At 64.6% G+C, this 14,947-nt stretch carries 15 protein-coding genes; 10 read left to right on the plus strand and 5 right to left on the minus strand.

From position 1 onward, the window contains the following. Positions 1 to 28: 28 nt before the first annotated feature. Genes NFJ07_RS08615 through NFJ07_RS08625 form a run of 3 tightly spaced genes read right to left on the minus strand, consistent with a single transcriptional unit; the run spans position 29 to position 2,264 of the window. Complete coding sequence (locus NFJ07_RS08615; protein WP_269993695.1) at positions 29 to 433, minus strand: RidA family protein; 405 nt, start codon at positions 431 to 433, stop codon at positions 29 to 31. Next, positions 430 to 1,191 carry an IclR family transcriptional regulator gene (locus tag NFJ07_RS08620; protein WP_269993696.1) on the minus strand — a complete coding sequence of 254 codons (762 nt, stop codon included), beginning with the start codon at positions 1,189 to 1,191 and terminating at the stop codon, positions 430 to 432. Before NFJ07_RS08620 ends, NFJ07_RS08615 begins: the two co-directional genes overlap by 4 nt. Then, positions 1,188 to 2,264: a sugar kinase gene (locus tag NFJ07_RS08625; RefSeq protein WP_269993697.1), complete on the minus strand. Its 1,077-nt coding sequence runs from the start codon at positions 2,262 to 2,264 to the stop codon at positions 1,188 to 1,190. The genes NFJ07_RS08620 and NFJ07_RS08625 overlap by 4 nt, the downstream gene beginning before the upstream one ends. A 237-nt stretch (positions 2,265 to 2,501) precedes the next feature. Here NFJ07_RS08625 and NFJ07_RS08630 point away from each other — a divergent pair, with 237 nt between their 5' ends. The 6 genes from NFJ07_RS08630 (at position 2,502) to NFJ07_RS08655 (ending at position 8,257) form a co-directional block, all read left to right on the plus strand. Then, positions 2,502 to 3,851 carry an alanine racemase gene (locus NFJ07_RS08630; RefSeq protein WP_269993698.1) on the plus strand — a complete coding sequence of 450 codons (1,350 nt, stop codon included), beginning with the start codon at positions 2,502 to 2,504 and terminating at the stop codon, positions 3,849 to 3,851. A 10-nt stretch (positions 3,852 to 3,861) separates the two neighbouring features. Continuing rightward, positions 3,862 to 5,514 carry an N-acyl-D-amino-acid deacylase family protein gene (locus NFJ07_RS08635; protein ID WP_269993699.1) on the plus strand — a complete coding sequence of 551 codons (1,653 nt, stop codon included), beginning with the start codon at positions 3,862 to 3,864 and terminating at the stop codon, positions 5,512 to 5,514. Then, on the plus strand, positions 5,511 to 6,146 hold the full coding sequence (locus NFJ07_RS08640; RefSeq protein ID WP_269993700.1) for a bifunctional 4-hydroxy-2-oxoglutarate aldolase/2-dehydro-3-deoxy-phosphogluconate aldolase: 636 nt from the start codon (positions 5,511 to 5,513) through the stop codon (positions 6,144 to 6,146). Before NFJ07_RS08635 ends, NFJ07_RS08640 begins: the two co-directional genes overlap by 4 nt. Before the next feature lie 401 nt (positions 6,147 to 6,547). Further along, positions 6,548 to 6,748 carry a hypothetical protein gene (locus NFJ07_RS08645; protein ID WP_059388808.1) on the plus strand — a complete coding sequence of 67 codons (201 nt, stop codon included), beginning with the start codon at positions 6,548 to 6,550 and terminating at the stop codon, positions 6,746 to 6,748. A gap of 57 nt (positions 6,749 to 6,805) precedes the next feature. Further along, a complete protein-coding gene (locus NFJ07_RS08650) occupies positions 6,806 to 7,960 on the plus strand; it encodes a WD40/YVTN/BNR-like repeat-containing protein (protein WP_269993701.1) in 1,155 nt (384 codons plus the stop codon). 9 nt (positions 7,961 to 7,969) lie between these two features. Then, positions 7,970 to 8,257 (plus strand): MoaD/ThiS family protein, encoded by a 288-nt coding sequence (locus tag NFJ07_RS08655; protein ID WP_059388806.1) that lies wholly within the window; start codon positions 7,970 to 7,972, stop codon positions 8,255 to 8,257. A gap of 16 nt (positions 8,258 to 8,273) precedes the next feature. Here the strand turns inward: NFJ07_RS08655 and NFJ07_RS08660 are convergent, their stop codons facing one another. Together NFJ07_RS08660 and NFJ07_RS08665 are read right to left on the minus strand one after the other, a co-directional pair. Then, positions 8,274 to 8,510 (minus strand): hypothetical protein, encoded by a 237-nt coding sequence (locus NFJ07_RS08660; protein WP_269993702.1) that lies wholly within the window; start codon positions 8,508 to 8,510, stop codon positions 8,274 to 8,276. Positions 8,511 to 8,706: 196 nt separating this feature from the next. After that, the gene (locus tag NFJ07_RS08665) at positions 8,707 to 10,023 is read right to left on the minus strand and encodes an MFS transporter (RefSeq protein ID WP_269993703.1); all 1,317 of its coding nucleotides are present in this window, start codon (positions 10,021 to 10,023) and stop codon (positions 8,707 to 8,709) included. A 208-nt stretch (positions 10,024 to 10,231) separates the two neighbouring features. Here NFJ07_RS08665 and NFJ07_RS08670 point away from each other — a divergent pair, with 208 nt between their 5' ends. The 4 genes from NFJ07_RS08670 to pcaH all read left to right on the plus strand — a co-directional run bounded on the left by NFJ07_RS08670 (position 10,232) and on the right by pcaH (position 14,947). After that, positions 10,232 to 11,002: an IclR family transcriptional regulator gene (locus NFJ07_RS08670; RefSeq protein WP_269993704.1), complete on the plus strand. Its 771-nt coding sequence runs from the start codon at positions 10,232 to 10,234 to the stop codon at positions 11,000 to 11,002. 167 nt (positions 11,003 to 11,169) lie between these two features. Next, positions 11,170 to 12,093 carry a shikimate dehydrogenase gene (locus tag NFJ07_RS08675; protein WP_269993705.1) on the plus strand — a complete coding sequence of 308 codons (924 nt, stop codon included), beginning with the start codon at positions 11,170 to 11,172 and terminating at the stop codon, positions 12,091 to 12,093. Then, positions 12,093 to 14,012 (plus strand): bifunctional sugar phosphate isomerase/epimerase/4-hydroxyphenylpyruvate dioxygenase family protein, encoded by a 1,920-nt coding sequence (locus NFJ07_RS08680; protein ID WP_269993706.1) that lies wholly within the window; start codon positions 12,093 to 12,095, stop codon positions 14,010 to 14,012. Before NFJ07_RS08675 ends, NFJ07_RS08680 begins: the two co-directional genes overlap by 1 nt. A 62-nt stretch (positions 14,013 to 14,074) precedes the next feature. Further along, the gene (gene pcaH / locus NFJ07_RS08685; protein WP_269993922.1) at positions 14,075 to 14,947 is read left to right on the plus strand and encodes a protocatechuate 3,4-dioxygenase subunit beta; all 873 of its coding nucleotides are present in this window, start codon (positions 14,075 to 14,077) and stop codon (positions 14,945 to 14,947) included.

Below are 14,947 nucleotides of genomic sequence, written 5' to 3' on the forward strand. Positions count from 1 at the left end.
ATAGTGCCACCAAGCCGGGCTCGGGGGATTACGCCGTAACTGCCAGCGCGTCGATTTCCACCAGCATCACTTCGTGCGGGAGGTCGACGAAGACCGTGGTGCGGCTGGGCAGTTGGCCGCTGGGGACGTTCTCGGTGATGAATTCGCCGTAGACCTCGTTCATGGCGGCGAAGTGGTCGCGGGTGGTGAGGTAGACGCGGAACATGATGACGTCTTCCACCGAGGAGCCGCCGGCTTCGAGGATCGCCTTGACGTTCTCCAGTGTGCGGCGGGTCTGGACGCGGACGTTGCCCTCGCCGATGTACTGGTTGGTAGCGGGATCCATGGCGCCCTGGCCGGACACCTGGAACAGGCCACCCTTCCGGATGCCTTGGGAGAACACGTGCGCCGGGGCCGGAGCATTTTCGGTCAGTACTACAGTCTTTTCACTCATGCCGAGTTCCTTTCGTGGCTGATCCAGCCGAGATCGCGGGAGATGGCCTCGGTGCTGGCTTTGAGGTCAGGCAGCAGCTCAAGCAGTCCTTCATAGCTGAGCATCACCACCGGTACCGAACAAGAGGCTGCGGCCACGACGGCGCCGCTCGCGTCGCGAATGGGGGTCGCGATGCAGTGCACGAAGGATTCGTGCTCGGCGTTGTCGTGGGCCCAGCCCTGGACCCTGACCTGCTCCAGTTCGGCCAACAGGGCCTGCGGCGAGGTCAGGGTGGTGTCGGTAATTCTTGTGTAGTCGAGTCCCGCCGCGATCTTTTCCTGCCGGCTGCGTGGCATGTCGGCAAGCAGGACTTTTGCTACGGCGGCCGAATGCAGGGACGCGGTCAGGCCGATCCGGGAGTACATCCGCACGGGATGGTGCGACTCGAATTTGTCGATGTACACCACGTCATTGCCCTCGAACGCGGCAAGGTGCACGGTGTGCCCGGTCTTTCCGTTCAGCTCGGCCAAGTACGGATGCGCAACTTTGCGGATGTCCCGCTGCTCCAAGGCGAGCGAGGACAGCTCAAACAGCTTCGAACCAAGCATGAATCGCTGGTCCTCATCGCGGACGACGAACCGCTTTTCCTCCATGGCGTGCAGGAGGCGCATCACCGTGGTCTTGTGCACCGAAGCCTTGGAGGCGAGCTCGTCCAGGGTGGCCGGTTTGGCCGCAAGCTCGGCAAGCAGGTCGATGGCCCGCATCAGGCTTTGGCTCATGGCGCTGTTCTCCGATCTTGAAGGCTCTGATCTTGGAGGCTCCGATCTTGGAGGCTCTGATCTTGAAGGCTCCGGTCTTGAGTGGTGAAGTGCCCGCCGGCAACGTGGATCGCAGCCCATTCGGCGTCCGTGGAGTCGAGGATGGCGGAAAGCCGGGAGGCATCGGGGAGCGGACCGCGATCGCCGTGAACAGTAAGCGTGCAGGCGGCTGCAACATGGCCGCGGCGGAGGCTGGCCTTCTGGTCGAGGCCGAACAAAATGCCGCTGAGGTACCCGGCAGCGAAGGAATCGCCCGCGCCCACTGGCTCAAGCACGTCCACGGACAAGGCAGGCACTTCGGACCGCGTGCCGTCCCGTTCCAGGGCGATGGCGCTGATGGCTTCGTTCTTGATGACGACCACGGCGGGATCCGGCATGAGGCGCCGGAGTTCAGTTTCGTCCGTGGTGCCGAAGGCGTGCTCGGCCTCGTCCTTGCCCACCAGTACGATGTCGGCGAGATTGGCCAGGCGGCGCAGCACGGAACGGTCCCGGCCGGTCCAGAGTGCGGCCCGCCAATTAACGTCGAAACTCAGAACGCGGCCCTGCCTCGGCGCAGCGAGGATGGCTTCGGTCAGCTCCAAGCACTCCGGCGAGAGCGCCGCCGTGATGCCGCTCAGATGGACGAGCGCGGCTCCTTCCAACAATCGCGCGACGGCGGGATTCGCCAGGGTGCCCAGGCTCATGGCCGACGCGGCGGAACCCTGCCGGTAATACAAAACTGAACTGCCGCCGTCGGGATTTGATGCCTGGGCGGGGATCTTGACGTAAAGGCCGGTGGGCCGTCCAGGATCAATCTCGACCCCTGAGATCCCTACACCGTGGCCGCTGAGCTCATCCAGGATCCGGGTGCCGAATCCATCCCGGCCCACCCGGCCTACCCAGTGTGAGTCCATGCCCATGGCAGCCAGGCCCATGGCAACGTTCGATTCCGCGCCGCCGATGCCACAGTGCAACTCCGTGGCTTGGTGCAGCGGGACGGGCTTCGCCGGGGTGAGCATGGCCATCGTCTCGCCCACACATACAGCTGAAAGCATGAAATTCCCGCGCTCCTCTGCCGCGTCGAGCGGCACTCGACACCCCCAATGAAGAAGGGATTTCCGTGGCCTGATCAGGGCGTGCCGGGCCATGCCGCGGCCTTGACTCCCAATCCGGCACCATGTTAGACATATCACCTACAGCTTTGCAACCTGCGTTGCAAAATACGCAACGCAACGGAATCTGCGAACAGAACGCGAACAGTGAATCTTGCGCACCGAGAAGGGAACGAACTGTTGAGCACTCCCACGTCCGGAGCCGGGACAGCGCCGGGGGCTGGAGCCGAGGCCGGGGCAATTGCAGCGGACACCGTGGCACGCCTGGCGGATGTCCGGCTCGACTGGCGGCACAAAGCCGTGGCCGCCACAGCCAACGGCACCAGTCACCGCGAGTTCCTCTCCATAGCCCCGAAGCTCGCGGATCTCCAGACACCTTTGTTGACGCTTGATGCCGGGGCGATGCGCGGCAATGCCGATCGGCTGGCTTCGTGGTGCGCGGAGCACGGCGTCTTGCTGGCTCCGCACGGAAAGACCACCATGGCGCCGCAGCTCTGGGCCGAACAGCTGAGCCGCGGCGCCTGGGGGATCACCGTGGCGAACTTCGCCCAGCTCCGCGTGGCCCGCGAATTCGGCGTGCGGCGCCTGCAGCTGGCCAACAGCCTCAGCGATCCGCACGCTATCGAATGGGTCGCCGCGACCGCGAGTCCGGATCAGCCGATCCTGTCCTGGGTCGACTCCACCGTCACCGTGGATGTCATTGGCCGCACCTTGGAAGCCGTCGGAAGCAATGCTGTCCTTGATGTCCTTGTTGAGCTTGGCGGAATCGGTGGCCGCACCGGAGTGCGAGGCGTGGAGGCTGCACTCGACGTCGCCCGCGCCATCTCTGCCTCCCCGCACCTGCGGCTAGTGGGGGTGAGCGGCTACGAAGGATCGCTGGCCCACGCGGCCGACGCCGGCAGTCTTGCCGCCGTCCGCGGGTACTTGGGCCAGTTGGGTGAGCTGCATCAGCGGCTCCTCGAGGAAGGTCTCTACGGATCCGACGCCGTTATCCTCACCGCAGGCGGCAGCTCCTACTTCGACGACGTCGTCGGCGTCCTTTCGCCCTGCATCACCGCTGGCTCCGAGGCAGGCCCCCGGGTGGAACTCATGATCCGCAGTGGCGCCTACATCATCCACGACGACGGCTTCTACCGCGGCATCTCGCCGTTTTCCCGCGACGGCGGCGAACCGTTCGCGGCAGCTATGCACGGCTGGGCGCGCGTCGTGTCCCAGCCCGAACCCGGCCTTGCCATCCTCGACGCCGGCAAACGGGACTTGCCCATTGACGAAGGCCTGCCCCGTCCGCAGTTGATCGGGCACACCCTGGGTGGTCCCATGCAGCCGCTCGCAGCCGAGATCACCGCCGTCAACGACCAGCACTGCTTCATGGCGTTCGACGCCGGCACCACCACCGTGCGGCCCGGCGACGTCGTGCGCCTGGGACTTTCGCATCCGTGCACAGCCTTCGACAAGTGGACGCTCATTCCCGTGCTCGCGGATACCGACGGCGACCAAACCGTCGTCGACCTCATCCATACCTTCTTCTAGGACACAGGCCATGAAGACCCTCATCAGCAACGCCATCCTGGTGGATGGAACCGGGGCGGACCGCCGTCCCGCGGACGTCTTGCTGGACGGTAAGGTGATCGCCGTCGTCGCCGACGCCGGATCCCTCACCGCGAGCGGAACCGGCGCCGAGCGGACCATCGACGCCACGGGACTCGTCCTGAGCCCGGGCTTCATCGACATGCACGCCCATTCGGACCTGCAGCTGCTGGTCAACAAGGACCACTACGCCAAGCTCAGCCAGGGCGTCACCACTGAACTGCTGGGGCAGGACGGCCTGTCCTACGCTCCGGTGGACGACGCGACGCTTACCGGGGTCCGCGAAAAGATCGCCGGTTGGAACGACAACCCGCAGGATTTCGACTGGAATTGGCGGACGGTGGGCGAGTACCTGGACCGCCTCGACGCGCACGAAAACGGCAACAGGATCGCCACCAACGCCGCCTACCTCGTGCCGCAAGGAACCGTCCGGGCCTTGGTGATGGGTTTCGCCGAAGGGGACCCGACGCCGGAGCAGCAGGAACGGATGCAGGACGTGGTCCGCGCCGCCATGGAGGAAGGCGCTGTGGGGATGTCTTCCGGACTGAGCTACTCGCCGGGCATGTACGCCCGGACCGAGGAACTGGCGGGACTTTGCCGGATCGTGGGGGAGCTGGGTGGCTTCTACGCTCCGCACCACCGCTCCTACGGGAAGGGAGCGCTCGGCGCCTACGCCGAGATGATCGAGCTGAGCCGGAGTACCGGCTGCGCCCTGCACCTGTCCCACGCCACCATGAATTTCGCCGAAAACAAGGGCCGGGCGGGCGAGCTGCTTGAGCTCATCGATGCAGCGCTCGACGACGGCGCCGACATCACGCTCGACACCTACCCCTACCTCCCCGGCGCCACCACGCTTGCGGCCATCTTGCCCAGCTGGTCATCCTCAGGCGGTACCGAGGCCACCCTCGCCCGGTTGGCCGATCCGGCTACGCTAGTGAAAATCCGCGAAAGCGTGGAGATCTACGGCTCCGACGGCTGCCACGGAGTGGTTGCCGAGTGGCACACCTTGGAGATCAGTGGGGTCCAGAACCCGGCGCTCGCCGGCCATGTGGGCAAGACCATCGCCGCGATCGCCGCCGAAACGGGACAAGAACCGTTCGACGTGTTCGCACAGATCCTCCAGGAGGACCGCCTGGGTACCGGGATCCTGCAGCACGTTGGCCACGAGGAAAACGTGCAGGCCATCATGGTCCATCGCAAGCACACCGGCGGCAGCGACGGTCTCTTGGTCGGAGCGAAGCCGCACCCGCGCGCCTGGGGAACGTTCCCCCGCTACTTGGGCCACTATAGCCGTGACTTGGGCTTGTTGAGCCTGGAAGAAATGGTCCAGCACTTAAGCGGCCGTCCCGCTGAGCGGCTCAAGCTTGATCGCCGCGGCCTGGTCCGCGAAGGCTACGCGGCCGACGTCGTCCTTTTCGATCCGCGCACGGTCCGTGACGAAGCCACCTTTGAAAACCCCCGCAAGCCAGCCACTGGCATCCATTATGTGTTCGTCAATGGGACGGCAGCGATCGACGGCGGGAAGCCCACCGGCGTCCGTGCCGGCCGCGCCCTGCGCCGCAGCCCCGACGGACGCACCCGAGCAGGAAGTACCGAAATCGCATGACTCCTGAAGAATTCGTCGAACAGCTTGAAGCCGACCGCACCCTCGCCGTCGTCCGGGCGCCGTTTATCCCGGACGCCGCGGAGCTCTGCCGAGCACTGGCCGACGGTGGCATCCGCAGCGTCGAACTGACGTTCACCACGCCGGATGTGCTGAAGCATGTGCGGCGGGCGGCGGACACCGCCGCGGAGCACGGCGCCGCCGTCGGGATCGGCACCGTGATGACGGCTGAGCAGGCAAAAGCAGCCATCGACGCCGGTGCCCGGTTCCTGGTGACGCCAGGCCTTCGTCCTGAGGTTGCGGCGGTGGCCGCGGCCGCCGGTATTCCCTTCAGTTTGGGCGCCATGACCCCAACCGAGGTTGCGCAGGCCCTTGACCTTGGTTCCGCCGCAGTCAAGATCTTCCCGGCCAGGCAGCTCGGCCCCGCCTACCTGAAGGATCTCCAGGGTCCCTACCCCGGTATCCGGCTTCTGCCTTCCGGCGGGATCGACGCGTCGAACGCCAAGAGCTATCTCGACGCCGGTGCCGCGGCAGTCTGCTGTGGAACCAGCGTGGTCCCTCCCGCCGTCGTGGCCGCAGGCGACTGGGCTGATATTTCGGCCAGGGCCGTAGCCTTCACCGCCGCCCTCGCGTAGGAGAGCTGAGCGACACGGAAAATCCCTGGCGACACCTGTATTCCGGTGTCGCCAGGGATTTTGCGCACCCCCGGGAAATTTGCGCGTCGCGAGGTCGTCGCCGGACTGGGGAAACACGCAGCGCCCCGACCGGAAACCTCGGCTTAAACAAAGAGCTCCGGAGTGCGTTATTGGGGGATACGCACTCCGGAGCGGACTTTGGAGCAGGTTCTTGGGGTTCCTGCTGACAATTAGCTTACGTGCCCCAACAGCACTCCGCTACCAATCCGAATAACTACTTTCACTTTAGTTTTTCCAGGCCCGAATTTAGGGCGGAATCCGGCGTTCGATCAGCTTCCCTGCCCCTTGTAGAGCACCCAGCGCAGGCCTAGCGTTAACTTGCACAGGAAGGGGTGGTCCACGTGGAGATCTTCATGTGGTGGCTGGACATAGACCTCAAGAGCAAGGAATGGCTGCGCGAAAACCTGCGCGCCACGGAGCTTCCGCTGGAAGTTCTGCAACGCATCGCGGATGTCGGTGGCCCGCGACTTGAAGAGCTGGCTGGGGGGCTGAGCGATGCCGACTGGGACTTCATTGAGACGCAGTCCGAGTTCGTGGACTGAGGCGGTTTCCTAGACCGGTTCATAAAACCGTTGCGGCTCCCGCGCGGGGATGGTTGCATGGGGTTCATGGCTACCGCAGAGAGTTATGTCTTGGCGATCGGGACCAAAAAAGGACTGTGGCTGGCACGCAGCACAGACCGCAAGGAATGGTCCCTCTCCGGTCCGCACTTCCTCATGAGCGAGATCCCCAGCATCGGGATTGATACGCGCGGGGACAACCCCCGGATCATGGTGGGCGTGCGCTCCGAACACTGGGGTCCCACCGTGGCCCACTCCGATGACCTCGGCGCCACCTGGACCGAGCCCGAACAAGGCGCCATCAAATTCCCGGAGGGCACCGATGCCGCACTGGAACGGATCTGGCAGATCTATCCCGACTCCGCCTCCCGGCCCGGGGTCGTCTGGGCAGGTTGCGAACCGATCTCCGTCTGGAAGTCCACCGACGGCGGCGAGCACTTCGAGCTGAACCGCGGCCTCTGGGACCACCCGCATCGCAGCGAGTGGGGAGCCGGCTACGGCGGCGCTGCCGCCCACTCGATAGTGGTTAACCCTTCCGGGGAGAACGTCCACGTCGCCATGAGCACTGGAGGCGTCTACCGCTCGCTCGACGGCGGAGCCTCCTGGGAGGCCCGCAACAAGGGGATCCAGGTACGCTTCATGCCGGATCCTTACCCCGAGTTCGGCCAGTGCGTGCACAAGATCGCCGCGGATGCCGCCGTCGAAGGCCGGTTGTATGCGCAGAACCACCACGGCGTGTACCGCACGGACGACAACGGTGAGAACTGGATCTCCATCGCGGACGGTCTCCCGGCAGATTTCGGCTTCGTGATGCTCACCCACCCCCGCCGCGAAGGGACCGCCTGGGTGATCCCGATCAAGGCCGATAGTGAGCGGATTCCGCCGGACGGCCGGCTTGCGGTGCACCGCACGGACGACGCCGGTGAGTCTTGGAAGCGCTTGGATGTGGGCCTCCCGGACCACGAATACAACGCCGTGCTCCGTGACGCAGCCGCGGTGGATTCTGCTGAACCTACCGGGGTGTACTTCGGAACACGCGGCGGTTCGGTCTACGCCAGCGCCGATGAGGGCGAGTCCTTCATCGAAGTTGCCTCGCACCTACCTGATGTTTTGTGCATCCGGGCTGCCGTTGTCTCCGGCGATGTGGCCGCCGAATTGGCCGCTGCCGCCGCGACATCCGGTATTCCGGCCTAAGGACGGACCTTGCCCGACATCACCGTGGTTTTGCCCAGCGTTCTCCAGCCCCTCGCCGGCGGGCAGTCCTACCTGACTACGCCCGCCGACGGAGCTGTGACCGTGGAAAGTTTGCTTGATGCTGTGACCGGGGACTACCCAGTGCTGGCCCGGAGGATCCGGGATGAAACCGGTTCGCTCCGCCGCTACGTGAATATTTACGTGAATGGCGAGGAGGTCCGGCGTCTGAAGGGCCTGGATACTGAGGTTGCAGCCGGCCAGGAGGTCTTGATCATCCAGTCCGTGGCTGGCGGCTGAGCGGTTCGGGGCCAGGTCAGGCCACTCGCCAGACTGTGCATTCGTCGGCATTGATGGCCTTGCGCAGGCCCGTCAGCTGATCCATGATCCAGACGACGCCGATGCCCGGGGCCGTTTCCTGGACGCTGCCCCTGCGGATGACAACGTCATCGTAGGAGGGTCCGACGGAGAGGCGGGCTTCGATCTGGTCGCCGCGGTGCAACTGGTCAAGTGCGCGGATTCTTGTGGGGTGGGTCGATACTTCCTTCAACATGATGGCCTCCCTGGCTGGAGCTGCCAGCGTTTGCCGGCTATTCCAGTGTGGCGGGCCAATGTTGCGGGGTGGTTTCGGCTGGGTTAGCCGTGGGTAAGACTTCCGTTAGCAAAAAAATCCATTGCTCCACACCGGTCGTTCTGAGGGCTCAAAACGACCGGTGTGGAGCAATGGATGCAGGCGAGAGCGGGTGGGGCTACTTCAGGCCGAGCTCCGCCGTCGGGGTCTTGAAGGATTCCCGGGCAGTCATCGCGGAGACGGCCGCGATGATGCAGATGACGCCGGTGAAGATGCTGATCTGGACCCAGCCGCCGGCCTTGGTGCCGCCCATCGCGGTGACGATCGTCGGGGCGAAGCCAGCCATGAGGAAGCCGATCTGCGTGCCGATGGCCAAGCCGGAGAAACGGACCTTGGTGCTGAACATTTCGCCGTAGAAGGAGGGCCACACAGCGTTGGCGGCGGCGTATCCGAGGGCGAAGTACACCACGGACACCAGGAACATGAGCGGCACGTTTCCGGATTCAAGCGTCAAGAGGAACACCGGCGTCACGATGGCGCTGGCTACCGCACCGTAGATAAAGACGGGCTTCCGGCCGATCCGGTCAGCCATCTTGCCGAACACCGGCTGGGTGCCGAGGGCAACGACGTTTGCTGCCACGACGAGCCACAGGGTGATGGTGCTGTTCACGTGGGCCACATCCTTGGCGTAGGCAATGGCCAAGGTGCCGAAGACGGTGCTCACGGCGGAGATGAAGGCGCAGCAGACAACGCGCAGGACATCGGCCCAGTGCAGCCGGAGGAGGTCGGCCACCGGGAGCTTGGCGATCTGGTTGTTTTTCTTGGCCTCGGCGAATGCGGGCGGTTCGTGCAGGGTGCGACGGATGAAGAACGCGACCAGGACCACCACGGCGCTGAGCCAGAACGGGATGCGCCAGCCGATGCCGTACTTGATCTCGTCGGGGAGCGCGACCACGGGGATGAAGATCAACGCTGCGAGGATCTGGCCGCCCTGGGTTCCCGTGAGGGTCCAGGAGGTAAAGAACGAGCGGCGGTTGTCAGGGGCGTGTTCCAGCGTCATGGACGAAGCGCCGGCTTGTTCGCCGGCAGCCGAGAGGCCCTGGCAGAGGCGCGCGAAGACCAGCAGCGCCGGAGCCCACCAGCCGATGGCCTTGAAATCGGGGAGGCAGCCGATGATGAACGTCGCACCGCCCATGAGTACCAAGGTAAACATCAGCACGCGCTGGCGGCCGATGCGGTCGCCGAAGTGCCCAAGGATGATGGCTCCAATGGGCCTTGCCACGTAGGCGAAGCCGAACGTCGCGAAGGACATGATGGCTGCGTTGGCGTCGGCGCTGGGGAAGAAGACGTGCGGGAAGATCAAGGCCGCGGCCGAACCGAAGATGAAGAAGTCGTAGTACTCGACGGCGCTACCGAGGAAGCTGGCGAGGGCGGCCTTCTTCGGCGTTCCTGCCGTGGCAGTGCCCGGCGTCGTAGACGGGATCGTGTGACTCATGGTGTTCCTTTTGTGTGACGGCGATGTCGCATCTGGCTGAAATGTGCGTACCTGGAACGTCGATGTGGGTCCGGCAGCGGCCTCACACTGTAGCCACATTGTGAGAGCTACTTGTGCGATATAGCAATGATGACTGTGAGCATGGTCACTTGTCAAGATATTTACTCACCATCTAGATATAGCTCTCACGATGTGGCAATCTTTAGTTATGGATGTGAAGGAAGACACAAAAACCGACATGATCGGCAAGGCCCTGGGCCTCCTCGTATTGCTGGGCAATGAGCCGAAGGGAGCCAGCGCCTCGGAGCTCGCCCGCCAGGCGGAGCTGCCCTTCAGCACTACGTACCGGCTGCTCGGATCCCTGACGCGCGACGGATTCGTTGACTACGAGGCCGACGGCCGCCGCTACCATCTGGGACTTCGCGTCTTCCAGCTCGGTCAACGGGTATCGAACCACCATGGATTTGCCGGCACCGCGCGGCCCATCCTGCAGCGCGTGACGGAGGGGACCGGCGAAGCCACCATCCTCTCTGTGCGCGATGGCCATCACCACCTCACCGTCAACAAGGTGGATGGCCCTCAGATGTTCCGTGTCACCAGCGATCCGGGGCATCTTGGAATGCTCCACACCACGGCAGTGGGCAAGGCGCTTGTTGCCTTCGCGGACGACGACGAGCGTCAGCATTTGGTGGAAGGGCTCAAGTTGGAGCCGCTGACGGAGTTCTCCATTACCAGCCGCGACGCTTTCCGCTTGGAGATCGAGAAGGTCCGGCGCCAGGGCTACGCGGTCATGGATGAGGAAAACGAGGTGGGTATGCGCGCCGTCGCCGTCCCCGTCCTCAATTCCCAAGGCGTCGCCTTCGCATCGCTTGCCACCGCCGTCCCTGTTTTCCGGATGAGCGTGGAGCAGCTGGTGGCGGTGGTCCCCTTGCTGAAAAGCGCGGCATCCGAGCTTGCCGACCGCCTGCCGCAGCGATAAGGGCGCTAATGGCAACCACTTTTGTTCGCGATAAGAACACTAGTGCAATATGTGAACATTTTGTGTAGTCTGATTCATACCACCCGGCGGAGCAGCAGGCTCTGGACACCCCAAGGTGATCCAGAGAGGGCCCATCCGCGGGTGCAGTTGTCAAAGGAGCAAAGAGCATGAGCAACCGAGCCGAATCCTTCCTGGTGGGCCTTATCGGTGAAGGAGTATCGCCTTCGCTGACGCCGCCCATGCATGAGAGGGAGGCCGACGTCCAGGGGCTGCGCTACCTGTACCGGCCCATCGACCTGCTGGAGCTCTCCCTGCCCGGCTCCGCCGTCGGCGATTTGCTGACCGCAGCTTCCCTGCTTGGTTATAACGGCCTCAACATCACGCATCCGTGCAAGCAACTGGTTCTGCCGTTCCTGGATGAGGTTTCCGAGGACGCCCGTCGGCTCGGCGCTGTGAACACGGTGCTGATCAAGGACGGCCGCTTCTTCGGCCACAACACAGACTTCTCCGGCTTCGGTTCAGCTTTGGCCAGCGGCCTTCCCGACGCCGGCTTGGAGCGCGTCGTTCAGCTCGGCGCCGGTGGTGCCGGCTCCGCCGTCGCATATGCCCTCCTTTCCGCGGGGGTCAGGACACTGGACCTTGTGGACGTGGATCCCTCGCGCTGCGCCGAACGGGCGGCGGAACTCGCCACCCTGTTCCCGGGCAGCACCGTCACGGCACGGACGACGGCGGAGCTGCCGCAACTCATGCCGCTTGCCGACGGCTTGGTGCACTGCACCCCGGTGGGCATGGCCGCGCATCCAGGCCTCCCACTGGACATGTCCCTCGTGGAACCCGGGCACTGGGTGGCTGACATCGTCTACCGGCCGATCGAGACCCAGCTGGTGCTCGAGGCCCGCGCCAAGGGTTGCCGCGTGCTCGACGGCGGACGCATGGCAGTGGGGCAGGCCGCCGACGCTTTCCGCATCTTCACCGGCCGCGACGCCGATCCGGAACGGATGCGGGCACATTTCCTCGAGCTGGTGAGCGCCGAAGAAGCCAAGGCTGAAGAGTCGAATGCCGAAAAGGCACTCGCCGGGGCGGGGCACTGATGCGCACGGGAATCGCCACGGTCTGCCTTTCCGGCACGCTCAAGGAAAAGATGCAGGCCTGCGCCATCGCAGGCTTCGACGGCATCGAGATCTTCGAACAGGACCTCGTGACCTCGCCGCTCAGCCCGGAGGACGTGCGGAAGATGGCCGCGGACCTCGGACTCGGCCTGGATCTCTACCAGCCGTTCCGCGACTTCGACAGCGTCTCCGAAGACATCCTGCAGGAAAACCTGCGCCGGGCGGACGCCAAGTTCAAGCTCATGTCCCGCCTCGGCATGGACACCATCCTGGTGTGCACCAACGTGGGAACTGCCACGATCGACGACGACGACCTCCGGGCTGAGCAGCTCTCCCGACTGGCGGAACTGGCCGGGGACCACGGCGTCAAAGTAGCGTACGAGGCCCTGGCCTGGGGCAAATACGTCAACGACTACGAGCACGCGCACCGTTTGGTGGACACCGTGGACCACCCCAACCTGGGCACGTGCCTGGATTCCTTCCACATCCTTTCCCGTGACTGGGATACGGCGCCCATCGAGGCCATCAAGCCTGAGAAGATCTTCTTTGTCCAGGTGGCAGACGCACCGAAACTCTCCATGGATGTGTTGTCCTGGAGCCGCCATTACCGCGTGTTCCCGGGCGAAGGACAGTTCGAGCTCGCCAAGTTCATGGGCCACGTTGCCCGCGCGGGCTACTCCGGACCGGTCTCGCTGGAGGTCTTCAACGACGTCTTCCGCCAATCGGATGTGGAGCGCACCGCAGTCGACGCGATGCGCTCGCTGATCTGGCTTGAGGAACAGAGCGCCAAATGGCTCGACGCGAACGCGGTATCCCTCGCGCCGGGAGAGACGCCGGGAGGCGCCAGGGGTGACTCGCTCGCCAACGCTGCCGGCCGCCGTCGTTATCCCATGGAACTGGCCACGCTGCCCAAGGTGGCCGAACCGGCCGGGTTCAACTTCGCCGAAGTCAAAACCGATGACCCCGCACAGCTCGAAACGCTTCTGGGCCGGCTCGGCTTCGAATTCGACGGCCGGCACCGGACCAAGGACGTGCAACTGTGGTCGATGGGCCACGCGCGCGTCATCATCAACGAACAGGCGCCGTCGCACAGTGAACCTGCAATCGCGGCGTTGGGGTTCGACGTCGACTCTCCCGTAATTGCCTCGGCCCGCGCCCAGCAACTCAAGGCCCCCGTGGTGCCGCGCAAGGTGCAGGCGGACGAGGAAGTGTTCCAAGGTATCGCCGCGCCGGACTCCACCGAGATCTTCCTGTGCCAAGGCAGCCCGGACGGCACCGCAGCCTGGACCCGCGAGTTTGGCGAGGGCCTCGAACACCCTTCCATGGGAGCGCAAGCGGTGATCGACCACGTGAACCTGGCTCAGCCCTGGCAGCACTTCGACGAAGCCGTCCTCTTCTATACGAGTGCCCTCGCGCTGGAACCTCAGCCGTTCGCCGAGGTGCCGAGCCCCAGCGGCCTGGTGCGCTCGCAGGTCATGCAAACTTCTGACCGCGCCGTGCGCCTGGTCCTGAACCTTGCTCCCGTCATTCAGCAAGGCAACGGCACCCGGAAGAGCTATCAGGAACACATCGCCTTCGCGGTAACTGATCTCGTGGCCACGGCCCGGGCGGCGCAGGCACGTGGACTCGAGTTCCTGCAGATTCCGGCCAATTACTACGAGGACCTCGATGCGCGATTCGCCCTCGATCCTGCCTTCCTCGCGACCCTCAAGGAACTGAACCTTCTTTACGACAGGGATGCCAACGGTGAATTCCTCCACTTCTATACCGCCACGGTGGGCAGCGTGTTCTTCGAAATGGTGGAACGCCGCGGCAACTACGACGGCTACGGCGCCCCCAACGCCCCCGTGCGTCACGCCGTCCAGTACGACTCGCTTCAGGCCCACCACCTGCACCGCTAAGCAGAAACGCAACTGACCCCAGCAAGCCAACAACAGTAACCACCCGAAAGGAGCCGGCCGTGCTGCTAGACGCAAATGCCGGGCACCACCAAGACGACGAGCTCGTACCTGCGGCCGAACCGCATGCCGGGCATGCGCCGTTGGACGCCGCAGCCGAAACCCAAGCGGATCTCAGCGCTGAGATCAACGCCATCGGCGAGGCGTACGCCCAGGCGCTCAAGGACGGTGCCGCGCCGGAGACCCAGCCCCGCCTGGACTTCGCGCCGTACCGTAGCAGCATCCTGCGCCACCCCACCAAGAGCCTGCACCACGCGGACCCCGAGACCATCGAGCTGTACTCGCCGGCGTTCGGGCACCAGGACGTGCACGCCCTGGAATCGGACCTCACTATCCAGCACAACGGCGAACCCCAGGGCGAGCGGATCATCGTGCAGGGCAAAGTGCTCGACGGCGACGGACGCCCGGTTGCCGGCCAGCTCGTGGAGATCTGGCAGGCCAACGCTGCCGGCCGCTACATCCACAAGCGCGACCAGCACCCCGCCCCGCTCGACCCGAACTTCACCGGCGTCGGACGCTGCATCACCGGACCGGACGGCTCCTACCGCTTCACTACCATCAAGCCCGGCGCCTACCCGTGGAAGAACCACCTCAACGCCTGGCGTCCGGCTCACATCCACTTCTCCATGTTCGGTACGGATTTCACGCAGCGCATCGTGACCCAGATGTACTTCCCGGGTGACCAGTTGTTCCCGCTGGACCCGATCTACCAATCGATCGTGGACCAGGACGCCCGCGACCGCCTTGTGGCCACGTACGACCACGAGCTGACGAGCCCCGAGTGGGCCCTCGGCTATAACTGGGACATCATCCTCAGTGGCTCGAAGCGGACCTGGACCGAAAACGAAGCCTACGGCGACGCCGGGGATGAGGAGTAG

This window comes from Arthrobacter sp. B2a2-09 (assembly GCF_027587375.1).
In the GTDB taxonomy this organism is placed as follows: Bacteria; Actinomycetota; Actinomycetes; order Actinomycetales; family Micrococcaceae; genus Arthrobacter.

Coding starts and splice junctions, on each gene's coding strand:
- NFJ07_RS08640 (WP_269993700.1), top strand. CDS start 5,511: ATGACTCCTGAAGAATTCGTCGAACAGCTTGAAGCCGACCGCACCCTC.
- NFJ07_RS08615 (WP_269993695.1), bottom strand. CDS start 433: ATGAGTGAAAAGACTGTAGTACTGACCGAAAATGCTCCGGCCCCGGCG.
- NFJ07_RS08660 (WP_269993702.1), bottom strand. CDS start 8,510: ATGTTGAAGGAAGTATCGACCCACCCCACAAGAATCCGCGCACTTGAC.
- NFJ07_RS08620 (WP_269993696.1), bottom strand. CDS start 1,191: ATGAGCCAAAGCCTGATGCGGGCCATCGACCTGCTTGCCGAGCTTGCG.
- NFJ07_RS08665 (WP_269993703.1), bottom strand. CDS start 10,023: ATGAGTCACACGATCCCGTCTACGACGCCGGGCACTGCCACGGCAGGA.
- NFJ07_RS08670 (WP_269993704.1), top strand. CDS start 10,232: ATGGATGTGAAGGAAGACACAAAAACCGACATGATCGGCAAGGCCCTG.
- NFJ07_RS08680 (WP_269993706.1), top strand. CDS start 12,093: ATGCGCACGGGAATCGCCACGGTCTGCCTTTCCGGCACGCTCAAGGAA.
- NFJ07_RS08650 (WP_269993701.1), top strand. CDS start 6,806: ATGGGGTTCATGGCTACCGCAGAGAGTTATGTCTTGGCGATCGGGACC.
- NFJ07_RS08635 (WP_269993699.1), top strand. CDS start 3,862: ATGAAGACCCTCATCAGCAACGCCATCCTGGTGGATGGAACCGGGGCG.
- NFJ07_RS08625 (WP_269993697.1), bottom strand. CDS start 2,264: ATGCTTTCAGCTGTATGTGTGGGCGAGACGATGGCCATGCTCACCCCG.
- NFJ07_RS08675 (WP_269993705.1), top strand. CDS start 11,170: ATGAGCAACCGAGCCGAATCCTTCCTGGTGGGCCTTATCGGTGAAGGA.